Source organism: Melioribacter sulfuriphilus, assembly GCF_052656625.1.
Map to the genome: position 1 here is coordinate 386,369 of NZ_JBQXXK010000004.1, position 18,276 is coordinate 404,644.

The 18,276-nt window shown below is 38.3% G+C and carries 15 protein-coding genes; 6 read left to right on the forward strand and 9 right to left on the reverse strand.

Translation table 11 applies throughout. From position 1 onward, the window contains the following. The 5 genes from ACUN8G_RS07215 to leuS all read right to left on the reverse strand — a co-directional run bounded on the left by ACUN8G_RS07215 (position 1) and on the right by leuS (position 8,385). Positions 1 to 1,791: an ABC transporter ATP-binding protein gene (locus ACUN8G_RS07215; RefSeq protein ID WP_437347707.1), complete on the reverse strand. Its 1,791-nt coding sequence runs from the start codon at positions 1,789 to 1,791 to the stop codon at positions 1 to 3. Next, positions 1,791 to 2,801, reverse strand: coding sequence for an NAD(P)-dependent oxidoreductase (locus ACUN8G_RS07220; protein WP_437347706.1), 1,011 nt, complete (start codon positions 2,799 to 2,801; stop codon positions 1,791 to 1,793). The genes ACUN8G_RS07215 and ACUN8G_RS07220 overlap by 1 nt, the downstream gene beginning before the upstream one ends. Before the next feature lie 12 nt (positions 2,802 to 2,813). After that, positions 2,814 to 4,565: an ABC transporter ATP-binding protein gene (locus tag ACUN8G_RS07225; RefSeq protein ID WP_437347705.1), complete on the reverse strand. Its 1,752-nt coding sequence runs from the start codon at positions 4,563 to 4,565 to the stop codon at positions 2,814 to 2,816. A 63-nt stretch (positions 4,566 to 4,628) separates the two neighbouring features. Beyond that, positions 4,629 to 5,906, reverse strand: a complete 1,278-nt coding sequence (gene serS / locus ACUN8G_RS07230; RefSeq protein WP_437347704.1) for a serine--tRNA ligase — start codon at positions 5,904 to 5,906, stop codon at positions 4,629 to 4,631. Between the two features lie 13 nt (positions 5,907 to 5,919). Next, the gene (leuS, locus tag ACUN8G_RS07235) at positions 5,920 to 8,385 is read right to left on the reverse strand and encodes a leucine--tRNA ligase (protein WP_437347703.1); all 2,466 of its coding nucleotides are present in this window, start codon (positions 8,383 to 8,385) and stop codon (positions 5,920 to 5,922) included. Positions 8,386 to 8,566: 181 nt separating this feature from the next. Here leuS and queC point away from each other — a divergent pair, with 181 nt between their 5' ends. The 6 genes from queC (at position 8,567) to murI (ending at position 14,799) form a co-directional block, all read left to right on the forward strand. Beyond that, the gene (gene queC / locus ACUN8G_RS07240) at positions 8,567 to 9,253 is read left to right on the forward strand and encodes a 7-cyano-7-deazaguanine synthase QueC (RefSeq protein WP_437347702.1); all 687 of its coding nucleotides are present in this window, start codon (positions 8,567 to 8,569) and stop codon (positions 9,251 to 9,253) included. 45 nt (positions 9,254 to 9,298) lie between these two features. Next, entirely contained in the window at positions 9,299 to 9,454 is a 156-nt protein-coding gene (locus ACUN8G_RS07245) for a hypothetical protein (protein WP_437347701.1), read from the forward strand. A gap of 69 nt (positions 9,455 to 9,523) precedes the next feature. Continuing rightward, positions 9,524 to 9,880 (forward strand): preQ(1) synthase, encoded by a 357-nt coding sequence (gene queF, locus ACUN8G_RS07250; RefSeq protein WP_437347700.1) that lies wholly within the window; start codon positions 9,524 to 9,526, stop codon positions 9,878 to 9,880. A 62-nt stretch (positions 9,881 to 9,942) separates the two neighbouring features. Next, entirely contained in the window at positions 9,943 to 11,331 is a 1,389-nt protein-coding gene (locus ACUN8G_RS07255) for a tyrosine phenol-lyase (RefSeq protein WP_437347699.1), read from the forward strand. Positions 11,332 to 11,404: 73 nt separating this feature from the next. Continuing rightward, positions 11,405 to 13,963 (forward strand): [protein-PII] uridylyltransferase, encoded by a 2,559-nt coding sequence (glnD, locus tag ACUN8G_RS07260; RefSeq protein ID WP_437347698.1) that lies wholly within the window; start codon positions 11,405 to 11,407, stop codon positions 13,961 to 13,963. Between the two features lie 17 nt (positions 13,964 to 13,980). Beyond that, positions 13,981 to 14,799 carry a glutamate racemase gene (gene murI, locus ACUN8G_RS07265; RefSeq protein ID WP_437347697.1) on the forward strand — a complete coding sequence of 273 codons (819 nt, stop codon included), beginning with the start codon at positions 13,981 to 13,983 and terminating at the stop codon, positions 14,797 to 14,799. Between the two features lie 360 nt (positions 14,800 to 15,159). Here murI and ACUN8G_RS07270 read toward each other — a convergent pair whose 3' ends face one another. From ACUN8G_RS07270 to ACUN8G_RS07285, 4 genes are all read right to left on the reverse strand, one after another. After that, positions 15,160 to 15,699, reverse strand: a complete 540-nt coding sequence (locus ACUN8G_RS07270) for an NUDIX hydrolase (protein WP_437347696.1) — start codon at positions 15,697 to 15,699, stop codon at positions 15,160 to 15,162. 200 nt (positions 15,700 to 15,899) lie between these two features. Further along, positions 15,900 to 16,364, reverse strand: coding sequence for a bacterioferritin (gene bfr / locus ACUN8G_RS07275; RefSeq protein WP_437347695.1), 465 nt, complete (start codon positions 16,362 to 16,364; stop codon positions 15,900 to 15,902). Between the two features lie 27 nt (positions 16,365 to 16,391). Then, positions 16,392 to 17,384: an L-glyceraldehyde 3-phosphate reductase gene (gene mgrA / locus ACUN8G_RS07280; RefSeq protein ID WP_437347694.1), complete on the reverse strand. Its 993-nt coding sequence runs from the start codon at positions 17,382 to 17,384 to the stop codon at positions 16,392 to 16,394. A 545-nt stretch (positions 17,385 to 17,929) separates the two neighbouring features. Continuing rightward, positions 17,930 to 18,276 (reverse strand): T9SS type A sorting domain-containing protein (locus ACUN8G_RS07285; protein ID WP_445480921.1); only part of this gene is annotated, 347 nt, incomplete at its 5' end.

The following is an 18,276-nucleotide window of genomic DNA, read 5'->3' on the forward strand; positions in this document are numbered from 1 at the left end:
TTAGTTTGTTTTAATTACTTCCTGATCTTTATATTGTAACTGATAAAGCTTGTAATAGATTCCCTTTCGAGCGAGCAATTCCTGATGCGTGCCGACTTCTTTCAATTCTCCTTTATGCATAACGAGAATTTTATCGGCATTCTGAATAGTCGAAAGACGGTGAGCTATTACAATTGAGGTTCTCCCCCGTAGTAATTTTTCTATTGCTTTTTGAATTAGAATTTCAGTTTCTGTATCGATGCTCGAAGTTGCTTCGTCGAGAATTAATATCCTGGGATTAAAAGCAAGGGCACGTGCAAATGAAATCAATTGTTTCTGTCCCACGCTTAAAGTAGCCCCTTTTTCTTTAACCGCCTCATTGTATTTCCCTGGCAGTTTCATTATAAAATCATGAGCACCCACTGTTCTGGCTGCATCAACTATCTGTTGTTCGCTTATCTCTTCGTTGCCGAGTGATATGTTAGATTTTATCGTACCCGAAAAGAGATATACATCCTGCAGAACAACTGAAATATATTTTCTCAAGTCTCTTTTATCAACTTTACTGATATCGATGCCGTCGAGACAAATGGTACCTTTTTCGATATCATAAAAGCGCGTTAGGACATTGATAATGCTCGTCTTACCTGCACCAGTAGCACCTACGATTGCCGCCGTTTCACCGGCGTTAATTTTAAACGAAATATCTTTCAAAACGTATTCGCCAGGATTATAAGCAAACCAGACATTCTTAAATTCAATTTCTCCTTTTACATTATTTAGTTTAATCGGATTGTCAGGATTTTTAACGAAAGTATTATCATCGAGTAGTTTGAATATTCTTTCTGAGGAAGCCATAGCAGTTTGGAGAATATTATATTTTTCGGAAAGGTCCCTTACCGGTCGCCAGAACATTTCTGTGTACTGGAGAAATGCAATTAGCACGCCGAGTGTAAGATTGTTTTGTACCACCTCGCCACCGCCGTACCAAATTATTAGTCCAATCGATATAGCACTTAAAAGTTCGACAAAAGGAAAGAAGATAGCATAGTAAAAAACCGACCGTATATTTGCATGTTTGTAATCTCTATTGATTGAAGAGAACTTTTTCAGTTCGTCTTCTTCTTTTGAAAAGAGCTGAACCACATTCATTCCGGTTATATGTTCCTGCATGTACGAATTAAGTCGAGCCAGGTGATACCTAACATCGCGATAGGCTTCTCTAACTTTTTTCCTGAATAAAAAAGTGGCATAAAAAAGAATCGGAATTACCGAAAGAGTAACAAGCGAAAGATCCCACGACATTGTAAACATAAAGAAGAAAATCCAAATAATAACAAAGACATCGCTAAAAACCGAGACGATTCCCGACGAAAACATTTCGTTTAGTGATTCTACGTCGTTTGTTACTCTCGTTACTATTCGTCCGATCGGAGTTTTGTCGAAAAATCTTAAAGCTAATTTTTCCACGTGACGAAAAAGTTGAACCCTGATATCGAAAATTATCTTTTGCCCCATCAATTCCGTAAAGTAAGTCAAAAAATATTGCACCACTGCTTGCGACAAGAGTGTTCCGAGCAAAAGTGCCGAGATTGTTATCAGTCCTTCGAAGTTTTTATTTGCAATATAATCGTCGACTGCAATTTTGGTCAGGTAGGGTCTAATTGAAGGCAAAATAGCGACCACAATATTCAAAAGAATTGCAAGGAATATATAACCTTTGTACGGCTTAACGTAAGTTAATAGCCGCTTCATTAATTTAGCGTCGTAGGCTTTCCCTAATATTTCATCGTCTTTTCTGTTATCGGTCATTAAATTACTTTATAGTAGTTCCTGTTTTCGAAAAATGAGTTAATATTTTCTGCGGTGGTTTCGAGAATCCGCTCGATCGCTTCATGTGAATCGAAAGCCATGTGAGGAGTTAAAATAACATTTTCGCGCCTTAGCAAAAGATTTCTTTTGAAAATTGCATCGATCTTTTCGAGTTCGACGTTTTTTGTAAGCATTTGATTTTCTTCTTTCAAAAGCTCTTCGCCTTCAAAAACGTCCAGGCCGGCTCCACCAAAAATCCCTTTGTCGATTGCATAATAGAGCGCCTGAGGTTCGATAAGACCACTACGTGCGGTATTTATAAAAAGTGCGCCTTTTTTAACAAGCTCAATATTGTTCATATTGATCAAATGATGAGTGCTTTCGTTATAAGGGCAATGAAGTGTAATTATATCGGAGGATTTCAACAGGGTACTTAAATCGACATATTTGAAATCAAGAAGTTCTTCCAGAATATGATTTTGTTTTACATCGTAAGCAAGAACTCTCATACCGAATCCTCTTGCAATTTTCATGACGTGCACGCCAATACTGCCGGCGCCAATTACACCCAGTGTTTTGTTTCGTAAATCGAAACCTCTCAAACCTTCGAGCGAAAAATTACTTTGCTGTGCCCTGACGTATGCTTTGTGAATGTTTCTCGATAAAGTCAGAATTAATGCAAATGTATGTTCAGCTACTGTATTTTCACCGTAGTAAGGCACATTTGCTACAGCTATTTTCTTTTTCTTTGCATAGACTGTGTCGATATGATTATACCCCGTACTCCTTGTGGCAATCAGTTTAAGTTTCTTTGCCTTGTCAAGGATTTTCTTATCCACTTTGTCATAAATAAAGACCGATAGAACATCGGCATCTTTAATAACTGGATTATCGGGAGAGAGTGTGTCCTTGTAGAAAAAGAGTTCATACTTATTTTTATCGAGCTTTCTATTTATGTAGTTTTTTTCTTTAGACGGTATTGAAAAAAAAGCGACTTTTATTTTTTTCATATAAATTTCCCCTCAATTTAATTCTTTTAATTCTTCTTCGAGCAGCTGCTTGTAGTGGAGGTCGGCATAAATTCCGCCTAATGCTACAAGTTCATCATGAGTTCCTTCTTCAGCTACTTTACCGTTATCAAGCACGAATATTTTATCCGAGTCTTTTACAGTTGAAATTCTGTGGCTGATAATTATGCTTGTTCTGTTTTTCATGAATTCTTTCAAGCCTTTAAGGATTTCCTCTTCAGTATGGGTATCGATGGCAGAAAAAGAATCGTCGAGTATTAAAATTTTTGGGTCGATTGCAAGAGCTCTGGCAAGCGATGTTCTTTGTTTCTGCCCACCTGAAAGAGTAATACCGCGTTCACCTAAAATAGTATCGTATCCTTTGGGAAAAGATTCAACGTCTTTTGCCAGTTGAGAAATTTGAGCAGCATATTTAATCAATTCCTCGTCTTCTTCGCCATTACCGTAAATAATATTTCTGGCAAGAGTATCCGAGAATAGAAATGTTTCCTGAGGAACAAAACCGATATTTTTTCTGAGGACCTTAAGAGGTATTTTGCGTACGTCCACTCCATCAATTGTAATCATACCTTCTGTTACGTCATAAAATCGTGGAATTAAATTTACCAGCGTGGTCTTACCGCTTCCGGTCTTGCCTATAAATGCAACAGTTTCGCCTTTGTTTATTTTCAGATTGATGTTATTGAGTACAGGCGGAAGAAAATCGTTATATCTGAAACTTACATTTTTGAATTCTATTTGTCCTTCGATATTTTCTATTGAGTAATCGGTTTGTTCGCTGTCGATAATTTCATACGGTTCGTTAAAGAATTTTAACAGGCGTTTCATACTAGCATCGGCTTGCTGCACCAGATTGGCCACAAATCCAAAAGATATCATTGGCCAGATCAACATTGAAAGATAAGATATAAATGCAACTATAATACCGAGCGAAATTTCTCCGTCGATTACCATCCTGCCACCAACAAAGATTACAATAATGGCAGAAAAACCTGCGATAATAAAAAAGATAGGATGAAAAAGCGCCTGAAGCCTTACAAGGTCCATCTTCCTTTTCAGATATTCTTCGCTTTGTTTAGTAAATTCTTTTAACTCATAATCTTCTCTGACGTACGATTTTATAACTCTGATTCCCGAAAAATTTTCCTGAGCCTTTTCAGTTAACTCGGAAAATTTTTCCTGTATCCGTGTATATTTTAAATGGACTTTTTTCATAACGATATAAACCAGATACGACAGAAAAGGCAGCGGCAGAAGCACATAAAAAGTGAGCAGAGGACTTAAAGAAATCATAATTGGAATTATCATCAGGAATAATGTGCCATTGTCAATCGAATACATTACTGCCGGGCCAACGAACGACCGCACCGCATTAATATCGTTTGTTGCGTGCGACATTATATTTCCTGTTGAATTGTTCTGGAAAAATCGTAAGGGCAGCTTTTGGATGTGTTCCCAGAAATCCTGTCTCAGGTCGTATTCAATTTTTCTGGAAGCGACAATAATTGTTTCGCGAATGAAAAACTGAAACACACCAGCAATTAAAGTAATGCCGACAGTATACAGGGCATAGTTAAAAATGAGGTGGGTATCCAGATTGTTTCCGAGCAAATTTATGCTGTCTTTTATCAGAATTGGTACTAAGACAGTAGCCACATTAGAAATCAGTATAAAGAGAATTCCAAGCAGGTAACTGCTTTTATACCGGAGAAAGTATTTTTTTAAATAGATTAAATTTCCGAACAACTTTTCGAAAGTCCTTTCTGGTAGTAAACAACCGTAAAATAGAAATAATTCCTCTTAAAGTTGTCAGCCGATAATTTCGAAGCCGGTATATTTTTGCAAAGCTTTTGGAACAATAACTTTTCCTTCGGGCGTTTGATAATTTTCGAGTAAAGAAACCATAAGTCGGCTGGTAGCCAGTCCACTGCCATTCAATGTATGAACGAATTCTGTTTTTTTAGAACCCTCTCGTTTGAAGCGAATGTTAGCTCTTCTGGCCTGAAAAGCTTCGAAATTACTGCACGAAGAAGCTTCGAGCCACTTTTTTTCCGCAGGCGACCACGTTTCGATATCGTAACATTTAGCTGCAGAAAAACTGAGATCGCCTGTACACAAAAGAATAATTCTATAAGGAATATTAAGTGCTTGCAAAATGTCTTCGGCGTCCTTAACCAGTCCTTCCAGTTCCTCGTAAGAATCTTCTGGTTTTGTAAACTTAACCATTTCGACTTTATTAAACTGGTGGACGCGCAAAAAGCCTTTTGATTCTTTGCCGTAAGATCCGGCTTCGCGCCTGAAACATGGTGTATAACCGACATATTTTATCGTCAGCTCGGTTTCACTCAATACTTCGTTACGATGTATATTGGTAATCGGGACTTCTGCAGTAGGTATCGGATACAAGCCGTCTTTTTCAATATAATACATATCTTCTTCAAGTTTTGGAATTTGCCCTGTGCCTTTCATCGAATCTCTGTTTACGAGAATCGGCGGAAGAATTTCTTTATAGCCGTGTTTCTGTAAATGGAAATCGAGCATAAAATTAATCAGAGCGCGTTCGAGTGTAGCGCCGGCTCCTTTATAAAGCGGGAATCCCGAACCTGAAATTTTTGTACCCCTTTCAAAATCAAGTATGTCGAGCTTTTTACCAAGTTCAATATGGTCGAGTATTTCGAAATCGTTCTCAAAGCTAAATCCTTCAGGCAACCATCTTCTCACTTCAACATTTTCTTCAGCGCTTCTACCCACAGGGACCGATTCGTGCGCCAGGTTAGGAGTCCATCTCAAAATTTCATCGAGTTCCTCGTCAATTTTACGAAGTTCATTATCGAGTGCTGCAATTTCGTCCCCAACTCTTTTCATCTCTTCGAAAACAGATGCAGTATCTTCACCCTTCTTTTTCAAAATTGGAATTTGAGAAGACACTTTATTCCTGAGCGCTTTTAATTCGTCATTTCGCGCGATTATTTTCCTTCTTCTTTCATCGAGTTCAAGAATTTGCTCCACATTATCAGGAGCGCCCTTGTCTCGTAATCCTTTCCTTACTAAGTCCGGATTATCTCTAATAAATTTGATATCGAGCATCTGCGATTCCTTTTTATTGCACTACAATATTATAAATTTTATTTGGCACATATATTTCTTTAATTATCTTTTTACCATCGACATAACTTTTAATTTTGTCGTCGTTAAATACAATATTTCTTACATCTTTTTCCGGTGTATCGACGGGCAATTCAATTTTAGCTCTTACTTTTCCATTTACCTGCACAACAATTGTCACGGTTTCGTTTACCAGTGCCGCAGAATCCGCTTCGAACCAAATCTGCTCTTCATAAATTGATTTTTGTTTGCCCAGTATACTCCAGCATTCTTCTGCAAGATGAGGAGCCAGCGGCGCCAGCATTGATGCTAATCGTTCGAGCGTATATAATTGAATTTCTTTTCTGCAATGCTCAATATTTTTGAGGTCATTTAGTAATTCCATCAAAGCCGCAACCGCTGTATTAAATCTGAAGTTATCAATTTCCGTATCTACTTTTGCCAGCGTTTGATTGACTTTTTGATAAATTTTTTTCTCTTCATCGGCAAGTTCATTTAATAAGTATTTATTTTTTACAGGAGTGTCGGTAGCAATTCCTTTATAGTTATTAAAGAGAGTATAGACTCGTTGAACAAATCGGTCGACTCCAACTATTCCTTTATCGCTCCAGTCGCCCCCGAGTTCATAAGGTCCCATAAACATTAAATACATACGAAAAACATCCGAACCGTATTTCGACAGGAATTCATTCGGGTCGACCACGTTGCCTTTCGATTTAGACATTTTTGCGCCTTGATTCGTAATCGTACCCTGATGAATTAATTTCTGGAACGGCTCGTCACTGTTAACCAATCCAATATCTCTAAGAAACTTATGGATAAAGCGTGCATAGAGCAAGTGCATCGTAGCGTGTTCAGCTCCTCCGACATAAACGTCGACAGGCACCCACTTGTTTGCCAGTTCCGTATCGAACATACCATCTTTGTAATTTGGGTCGAGGTAACGTAGATAATACCATGACGAATCGACAAAAGTATCCATTGTATCGGGATCTCTTTGGGCTGGCGCTCCACATTTTGGACAGGTTGTTTTTATAAATTCATCACAACTTGCAAGGGGCGAGCCACCGTCGGGTTTAAAATTCACTTCATACGGAAGCACTACCGGAAGCTGGTCTTCAGGTACAGACACTTCGCCGCACTTATCGCAATGAATAATGGGAATGGGTGTACCCCAGTATCTTTGACGAGAAATCAGCCAGTCTCTCAATCTATAATTAACCGTTCTTTTGCCGAGTCCCTCTTTTTCAATATCATCAGAAATTTTTTCGATACCGACATCGGATCTGAGGCCGTTATACTTTCCTGAATTAATCATAATGCCAACATCAGTATAAGCTTGTTTCAATTCATCGTTTTCGCCAGTGCCGGGTTGAAGAATTACTTTTTTGATGGGCAGATTAAATTTTTTAGCAAATTCGAAATCACGTTCGTCGTGACCAGGCACTGCCATAACGCAGCCTGTGCCGTATGTTGCCAATACATAATCGGCAATCCAGATTGGCACCTTTTCACCATTAATTGGATTAATAGCATAAGCGCCTGTTGGAACTCCCGTTTTTTCTTTTGTTGTGGATGTTCTCTCAACTTCGGTTAGAGATCTAATTGATTCGATATACTTTTCAACCGATTCTTTAAATTCTGGTTTAGTTATTTTTTGTACAAGTTCATTTTCCGGCGCAAGGACAACATAAGTGACTCCGAAAAGTGTATCGGGTCGGGTTGTGAATACTCTAATTTTTTCATCCGACCCTTCGATTGCAAAATCGATTTCGGTTCCATAGCTTTTTCCAATCCAGTTGATTTGCATGGTTTTGGTTTTTTCGGGCCAGTCGATTTTATTTAATCCTTCGAGCAATTCGTCTGCGTATTCGGTTATCTTAAAGAACCACTGAGTCAGGTTTTTTTGAATAACTGTAGTGCCACATCTTTCGCAGCCGCCGTCGCTGAGCACCTGTTCCCTCGCCAGAACTGTCTGACACGAAGGACACCAGTTAACAGGTGCATTTTTTCTGTATGCTAAACCTTTTTTATATAACTGTAAAAAAAGCCATTGATTCCATTTATAATATTCCGGCACGCACGTCATCAATTCTGCATCCCAGTCGTACATTCCTCCCATTCTTTCGAGCATTGCACGAATGTCTTTAATATTTTTAAGAGTACTGTCCTGCGGATGAATGCCTGTTTTAATTGCATAATTTTCGGCAGGAAGGCCAAACGCATCGTAACCAATTGGCTCAAATACATTAAACCCTTTCAACTTTTTATAGCGCGCAAACGTGTCAGTTGGTCCATAATTGTACCAGTGTCCAATGTGCATCTTAGCCGCCGAAGGATAAATAAACATTACAAGTACATAAAGTTTATTGTCAATCTTTGTTAAATCGGTTTTAAATACTTTTTTGTCTTTCCAATATTTTTGCCACTTAAGTTCGATCGATTCAAAAGGATATTTCATATTACACACAAAAATTGTTATAAATTGAACTGAAACTTATCAAAAATGGGCTGGTTAATCAAGAATCGTAAAATTATTCGACAATCTATCGATGATTGCCTGCCGAATCGTGCCGTTTTGTTGCTCGCCTATAATTGTAGTTGAATTTTGTTATTTTTGAGTATAACAATAAAAGGGTGAGATGAAAAAATTAGCTGTAGTTGCTCTAAGCGGAGGAATGGATAGCTGTGTTACAGCAGCAATTGCCAAGAAGGAATACGAACTGGCACTCCTGCACATAAATTACGGACAGAGAACCGAGAACCGGGAATTAAAGGCTTTTAATGACATTGCAGAATTTTACAATGTTAAACATAAATTAGTCATCGATTATACTCATTTTTCGAAAATTGGCGGTTCATCTTTAACCGATAAGAAGATTGAAGTGTCCCGCGCCAACATTGAGAGCAGAGAAATTCCCACTTCATACGTTCCATTTAGAAATGCAAATATACTATCGGCCTGTATAAGCTGGGCTGAAGTTTTAAAAGCCGAAGCTGTTTTTATTGGGGCAGTTTACGAAGATGCCAGCGGCTATCCTGATTGCCGTCCAGAATTTTTCGAAGCTTTTGAAAAGATGGCAGATCTTGGTACAAAACCCGAAACAAAAATTAAAATTCATACTCCAATTATTCATCTTTCCAAAGCGGAAATAATTAAAAAAGGAGTGGAACTCAACGCGCCATTACACTTAACCTGGTCGTGTTATCAGAATGAAGACGAGGCTTGTGGCGTTTGCGACAGTTGCGCTTTCAGACTTCGTGGTTTCCAAATTGCTGGTATTGAAGATCCGATTCCATACAAAATCCGTCCTGTGTATAAAAAATAAATTAAGAATCTGAGATCATGAAACTCGGGATATTGCAACCATACTATGAAAGATTACAAAAACTTTTTTCTTCATTACGAAACGAAATCAGCTAAAAATTTCGAAGACGATTATTTCGTTCTTATATTTAGTTTGACTTCTTATGTTGATGTTCAAAAAATACTTGCATTGAAAATCTATCAACGTCTGAAAAGTAATTAACTAATTTTGTACATCAGAAAATTCAATTGGTATAAAAATTTTCAAGCAAAGAAAAGCAGAGGTTAATTTATGAATGAAAAGCAAAAAATACTTGAGACATTTCCGAATCCCAATCCAGAAAGAGATTACATAATTATCCATACTGCCCCGGAATTTACATCACTTTGTCCCAAGACCGGTCAGCCCGACTTTGCAACTATAATCTTAGAATATATCCCCGACAAGCTTTGCGTCGAGTTAAAATCATACAAGTTCTATCTCCAATCATTCCGTAACGACGGCATCTATTTTGAAGCAGTCACAAACAGAATTTTGAACGACCTTGTGGAGGTGCTTCAACCACGTAAAATGAAATTGACGGCTAAGTTTAATACACGCGGCGGAATTCATTCTGATATTATTGCGGAATATCAGAAAGAGCAATAGCCAAAAGCTATTGGAATTAATAACCGATCGCAAATCTGATCAAAAAAACGTGAGGTCACACAATGGCAAAACGGAAAATCAAAAGAAGCTGGGCTGAACCATTTAAAATCAAAATGGTCGAACCCATTAAAATGACTACGCGCGAATACCGTGAAAAGTGCGCTAAGGAAGCCGGCTATAATACCTTCCTCCTACGATCCGAAGACGTTTATATCGACCTGCTTACAGACAGCGGTACCAACGCCATGAGCGATTATCAATGGGCGGGCTTAATGATGGGCGACGAAGCTTATGCCGGCAGTAGAAATTTTTACTACTTATGGGACAACATTAAAAAATATTACGGTATGCCCTTTTTCGTCCCTACTCATCAAGGCAGAGCAGCCGAGCATATTATTTCAAAAATTATGATCAAGCCCGGCGACTATATCCCAGGCAATATGTACTTCACCACTACACGTTTACATCAGGAACTTGCCGGCGGTACTTTCGTCGACGTAATTATCGACCAGGCTCATATTCCTCAGAACAAACATCCCTTCAAAGGCAATATCGACACAGATAAGTTAGAAGATTTGATTAAAAAAGTTGGTGCAAAAAAAATTCCATATATCAGTATGGCTGGACCGGTCAATATGGCGGGAGGGCAACCTTTTTCGTTGCAAAATCTTAAGGAGGTACACAAGATTGCCAAGAAACACGGAATAAAATTATGGTTCGATGCAACTCGTGCAACCGAGAACGCATATTTTATCAAAGTCCGGGAAAAAGGATATGAAAATAAATCGATAGAACAGATACTAAAAGAAATGTGCAGCTATTTCGATGGTCTCTGGGTTAGTGCAAAGAAAGATTTGATGGTAAATATCGGCGGATTTTTAGCTACACGCGACAAAAAAGTTTACGAAGAAGCACGCAATATGGTAGTAGTGTATGAAGGTCTTCACACTTACGGAGGACTGGCAGGCAGAGACATGGAAGCTATGGCAAGAGGAATTGAGGAAATGGTAAAATTTGAAAATGTAAGTTCACGCGTTGGACAGGTGGAATACTGTGGCAAGCAACTCGAAAAATATGGCATCCCACTTGTTTATCCCTTTGGAGGTCATGCTATTTTCCTGGACGCAAAAAAATTCTTGCCTCATCTCAAACAGGATTTATTCCCTGCACAATCCTTAGCTGCCGAAATTTATATTGATAGTGGTGTAAGAGGAATGGAACGCGGAATTGTTTCTGCAGGCAGAGATCCCAAAACAGGCGAGAACCGTTATCCCAAACTCGAACTGGTTCGCTTGACTTTCCCGCGCCGCGTTTATACCCAATCCCACATCGACGTTACAGTTGAATCGATAGCTCAGGTTTATCAGGACAGAAAGAAAATTAAAGGATTAAAAATGGTCTACGAACCAAAATATTTGAGATTCTTCCAGGCAAAATTCGTAAAATTGTAAAGTCATTTTTTAAAAATGTTTACGGGACTGGCAAAAGTTAATCCGACGGACTGTCAGTCCCGATTATTTAAATATGAACGAAGCACTCAAATTAAAAGAAATATTTATAGCGGAACGACACCTCCTTTTCAACGATGATGATCTTCTGAAAGATGCTTTTCAATTTTCGATTCGATGGAGCGTCCTCGTCGAAGAATTTATTCTCAGAACTTTAAAAGACATCAAACTTGATTGCGCTATTGCTGCAGTCGGTAGTTTTGCAAGACGTGAACTTTCTCCATATTCAGATATCGATATAATGTTTATCTACGACAAAGTGCCTCGCAACGACAATATTATTAAACAGTGCGTAACAATTCTCTGGGATACCGGTATCGAAGTTTCTCACACTGTCAGGGATTATTCTGATATAAATAAATTTTTAAAAGAAGACCTTCATGCATTCACACAATTTTTCGAAACACGATTCATTTGCGGCAACGACGACATTTATAAAGAATGGAATAAAAAAGTTTTGAGTTCTCTCAAGCAGGAAACAAAAAAGAATCTGATAAACGAATATTTCGTTGATATAAACCTCAGATATCAAAAGTATGGCTCTTCTGCAAAAGTACTCGAGCCAAATGTGAAATATACAGCTGGTGGTCTGAGGGACCTGCAAGTTTTGCAATGGATCTATTCTCTCAAGAACGATATAATTATTGATACACAGAAAGAAGTTACACAAACCGAAGTCTTTCTCGAACTTCTTAAAAAAGATAAAATAATTATTCCCAAAGCAGCAAAGAGATTATTTGAAAGTTACAAGTTCATATTAAACACAAGAAATCATCTTCATCTAATCTCCGGTCATAAAAACGACCGTCTTGAATTCAGCGATCAGGAAAAAATTGCCCTTCGGCATGGCTATACCGAGAGCAACTGGAAGGAATATATGCGTCGCTATTTTGATTCGGCTAACGTTATAAAACGTTTTACAATAACTATGTCAAAGCGCTTCGAAGATGAGATGTCTAAACCGATTTCAGATTATCTTTCCATTCCGCTCGATGAAGATTTTACAATGAAGGGCAATATAATTTATCTTGCAAGCGACATTGAACTTACAATGTCGGTAATACTCCGGGCATTTTATTATCGAGGGTTACACGACGCTCGTTTTGACGACGTTCTCCGTTCAAAAATTATCGAAGCCGTTGTCGACCTGGAAGAATCGAATGAAACCGAACATCAATCTTCCGTCTTTTTCAGAGAAATTCTCAGGCTACCTAAAAATGTGAGTAAAACACTAAATGTAATGAACGAGCTGGGGGTACTTGGCGCATTCCTGCCTGAATTTGGTGAGTTAGTAAATTTTTTTCAACCTGGCGTCTATCACTGCTATACAGCCGACGAGCATACATTAATCGCATTGACTAATCTCGAAAATCTCAGCTACGAATCAAATACACTAAGTCGTCTCTTCTTGAGTATAAAAAACAAAGATATTCTTTACCTGGCTGTGCTTTTCCACGATATTGCAAAACCGATCACTATTTCCGGACACGAAATTATTGGTGCTGAAATTGCAAGTTCTGTAATGGAAAAGCTCGGATATAGCACGGAAGAAATTCAAAAGGTTCAGTTCCTTGTTCGACACCATCTTACAATGGAACAGGTTGCATTCAGAAGAAACTTAAACGACCCGACAACATTGAATCTATTTTCAGATTTATTCCCGGATACCGAACTGCTCGATCTTTTATATCTTCTTACGTATGCCGATCTATCAGCAGTTTCTCCTGTTGTATGGACACAGTGGAAAGGCGAACTGCTCTACGAACTTTATCATAAAACCAAACGAATGCTCGAAGAAAGAATTACTGGCGAAGAACTATTAGCTTCGAGTATGCTCGAAATAATGGAGCAATCGGAGGTCTTTTTAGACAAAACTGTCAAAGAGCATATTGAATCGATTGACGATCTGGGTTACTTACAATTTTATTCTGCTGAAGAAATTAATCAACACATTGAAGAAATCGAGAAAGGTTCCAAAGTTTCTGTCTTTTTCAAAGAAGAGGCAGGTTATACATCGATTACCGTAATTACGCGTGATTCCGATGCCCTCCTTTCGAGGCTTTGCGGTGCATTGTCAATCAACGATCTGAATATTCACGATGCAAAAATATTTACTCGCAAGGACGGAATTGTAATCGATAATTTTAATGTAACAGATTTCAGAACAAATGAAGCTGTGGATAAATCCCGCTACGAAAAGATAAAGTCAGATTTAATTTTAGCTGCCTTAAACGAGCTTCAGATAACAAAAGAATTCAACCGTATTAAATCCAAATGGTGGCGTCTCGAAAACAAACTATTCAAGCGTAAAGGCAAAGTTAAGATTGTTTTTGAAAAGCACGATAGATACACAATCATTGATGTATTTTCACCGGATCGGCTCGGGTTATTATATCAGATTACGCGAAAAATGAACGAACTTGGTCTATCGATTTACTTTGCAAAAATCAATACAAAGGCCGACGATATAGTCGATTCGTTTTATATCCTCGACCGCCATAAACGGAAAGTATCCGCCAACGATTACGAATTAATCATTCAACAACTAACGGAAACAATCGAAGAAATGTTATAGGAGGTAAATTGAATTTTATGAACAGAACAAACCCAATCGGATTTTTCGATTCGGGTATCGGAGGTCTTACGGTTGTAAGAGCAGTTACCAACTTGATGCCTAATGAAAACATAGTTTATTTCGGAGATACCGCAAGAGTACCCTATGGAAATAAATCCAACCATACGGTAATTGAATATTCAATTCAGGCGGCAAATTTTCTCCTTAGAAAAAATATTAAACTGCTTGTAGTAGCTTGCAATACTGCTTCGTCGGTAGCACTCAATGAATTACGCAAATTACTGACGGTGCCTGTAATCGGAATGATTGAGCCGGGTTCACAAATGGCTTTAGCAGAATCACGAAATCGCAAAATAGGAGTTATTGGCACTTACGCTACTATTAACAACAAAGCTTATTCGAAACAATTAAAAAAACTTGACCCGAAAGTTCAAGTTTACGAAAAAGCCTGTCCTCTGTTTGTACCGTTGGCCGAAGAAGGTATGACCAACCATAAAGCAGCTGAATTGATTGCCAGAGAATACCTGACAGAATTAAAAGAAAAAGATATCGACACTCTCGTACTGGGATGCACTCACTATCCTCTCCTGAGAGATACAATTCAAAAAGTGATCGGCAAAAAAGTTAAATTGATTGATTCCGGCACCCCAGCAGCCATGATTGTTGAAGATTATCTTAACGGCAGACAACTGCGCAATAACTCCGTTCATGAAGGGAAACACGAGTATTATGTAAGCGACCTGCCATCAAAATTCAAATTAATAGCAGAGCGCTTCCTGGGCAAAAAAATTAACAACATTCATAAAGTGGAGCTTGAAGAATTAACTAATGCATGAGATGATATTTTTTTGAAATTCGCTTTTTGTAGTTTTTTAGAAATTGCTAATAATCTTATGTAAGGAGAAAATTCATTTCCAAATTTAGTAGACGAATTCATCTAACAAACAGCAGGCCACATTAACAAAACATTTTGAATTGATATTCAAATTGTCTGAGTCTGTATAAAACCGCGTAGCCCGACAAAAAACGTTTATTCAACTTTAATAATTAAATGAAATGGACGCTGAAAGCATCAATTAATAATACTTTATGCCTTCATTGTATATTTGTAAAGCTACAAATTTGGCAGTTAGCTAATTTTTATAATTAAAATAATATGCAAAAAAGGATATCAAAAAAATTATTAATGTTATCAACTACTCATTTTTGTAGTGCAACTTTAACATCATTAGTCCGCTTATAGTTTTAGCATCTACGATTTCGCCCTTAAGAATTTTTTCTTCAGCTTCTTCGAGTGTCATTTCGAGCAATTCCATATCCTCTTCACCTTCTTCGCGTGCATGTTCTCCATCTATCAAATTTTCTGCAAGGAAGATATGAAGCACTTCATTGCAAAAGCCAGGGGTAGTATAAATTTTTCCTAATTTAATAACTTTCTCTGACGAATAGCCAGTTTCTTCTTTGAGTTCTCTTAAGGCACATTTTTGTGGGTCTTCGCCTTTGTCGAGTTTACCGGCGGGCAATTCGATAACAAATTCGTTATGCGGATATCTGAATTGTTTTACAAAAATAATCTTCCCGTTTGACTTCAGCGGAAGAACGACGGCTCCTCCCGGATGAACCGCAACCTGACGCGTTGCCAGATTACCGCTGCCGTTATACTGAATATCGTCAACTTTTACGCTGAATACTTTTCCTTCGAAAACTATATTGCTTTTTATTACTTTGAAATTCATTCGTTCCTCTTATTAAATTAGTTCCGCTCCCGCTTGTATTTATGCTGCTTCAAAAAATTGTCTCCCGCTTTATAACAAACATATAATTAACCGCCAAGACGCAAGACGCTTCTAAGAAAATTCCCGGCGTTTTCCTGCGAACTCGGCGGTTAATTATTTACGTTGAAAAATTCAGTTTCAGACCGACGATGAATCGACAGTTAAACCTGATTCGAAAGATAGCCGTCGAGACCCATTTGAGAAATTTGAGCGCGCTGCTTTTCAGCCCATTCAACGTGTCCTTCTTCCATCTTTAGAATTTTGGTCAACAATTCGGCTGTCGATTCGTCGCCAACTTTACGCGCTAGAGCAATGGCGTCGTTATAAGCTTTTACCGCGTCAGCTTCGGCTTCCTGGTCGTTGTTGATAAAATCCGGGACCGATTTCCCGATATTCATTTTTTTCAATTTGTTAACTACCGGAGTGCCTTCGAGAAACAGAATTCTTTGAATGAGCCATTCTGCATGGTGCATTTCGTCGATAGCCTGTTTTTCGATGGCTTCGTGCAATTTTCCGTAGCCCCATTGTTCGCACATTTCGGAATGAACCATATACTGGCTAATGGCTGTTAATTCGTCAGCCAATAAATCGTTCAATACATCGAGTAATTTTGCATCTCCTTTCATCTTTACATCTCCCAATTATTTTGTGAGTTATTCATTTAATATTTTCTCTATTTTGTTCAGCTCTTCCGAACTAAATTCAAGATTGTCGAGCGCTTTGACGGCGTCTTCGATCTGTTCCACTTTGCTTGCGCCGATTAATGCGGAAGTAATAACCGGTTTTCGCAATACCCACGCTATTGCCATTTGAGCCAAAGTTTGATTTCTGCCTGCGGCTATCTCGTTCAGTTTTTTCACTTTTTCAAGTTTATCCTGAGTAATTCTTTCGGGTTTCAAAAAGCCCCACGGTTTGGAAGCGCGCGAACCTTCCGGAATTCCTTTTAAATATTTATCGGTAAGCAGTCCCTGTTCCAGCGGAGAAAATACGATGGCTCCAACTCCTTCCTTTTCGAGCAAGTCGGTTAAACCGTCTTCAATCCATCTGTCGAACATACTGTAACGAGGTTGATGAATTAATAAATGATGACCCATTTGCTTCAGGATATCGACCGCCTTTTTAGTTTCTTCGGGCTTGTATTGTGAAATTCCGACATACAAAGCTTTTCCGCTTCTTAAAATCTGGTCGAGCGCGCCCATTGTCTCTTCCAGAGGAGTTTCAGGGTCGGGACGATGATGATAAAAAATATCGACATACTCCAATCCCATTCTTTTAAGGCTTTGATCGAGGGATGCGATCAAATACTTACGCGAGCCGAAGTCTCCGTAAGGGCCCGGCCACATTCCCCATCCCGCCTTTGTGGAAATGATTAATTCGTCTCTGTAAGGCTTCAAATCTTTTTTCAAAATGACCCCGAAGTTTTCTTCTGCGGAGCCCGGAGGCGGTCCGTAATTGTTTGCCAGATCGAAATGAGTAATGCCGAGATCGAACGCGCGGCGTACAATAGCCCGCCCGTTTTCGAAAACGTCGACTCCGCCAAAGTTATGCCACAATCCCAATGAAATTGCCGGTAGTTTTAAGCCGCTCTTCCCGCAGCGGTTGTATTTCATTTTGTCGTATCTGTTTCCGGAAGCTAAATATTCCATTTTCCCTCCGTTTCTTGAAAAATAACCATACAAAGATAATCTAAATTTTATTTAAATTTTAGTGGGAATTCTCTAACGAGCATCAGATATTTGAGTGTGTCCATAATTATTGAGAACAGAATAAATTATTATTAAACAAAGTAATTTTTTATATGGAAATGTATTAGCGTTGATTTTCGCAGAATCATTAATGCAGCGTATAGCATGAATGGCGGATAAGAATTATTATTCATATTTATCGCGTTTGTACTTTTAGCTGTCCATCCGATCCGGAATAAAACTATTATATGATTAAAACAAAGTAATAAATTCCGGTTTCAATTCACAACGCGTCCGTCGAACAAATTTATTATTCTGTTTGCGAATTTCGTATATTCGGGCGAGTGGGTTACTTTCAGACTTCCGTAAAGATATAATGGATTTACTAATGGATCATCACAAAGATTTCATAGCTGTGTTATATTAAATACATATATAAAAAACGGAGAGCATCATTCATAATCATATATTGCTCTCCGCTAATTTCTATTAATCAATTATTCGCCTTATTTCATCAAAGTCATTTTACCGACTGCAGAATATTTTCCTGCGGTTAGTTTGTAAACATATGTGCCGCTCGGCAAATTACTTCCGTTAAATTCAACTTCATATTCTCCGGACGGTTTAACTTCGTTTACCAATTCTTTTATTTCTCTGCCAAGCACATCATATACTTTCAGTGTAACAAAGCTCGCTTCGGGCAAGCTAAATCTGATTTTCGTAGCGGGGTTAAACGGATTGGGATAGTTTTTAAATAAACTAAAATTATACTTCTCGCTATATACTTCAGAAAAATTATTTGCATTTAACTTCGGTAATGGATCTTGCATAATTCCTGCTGTTTCAACCTGAT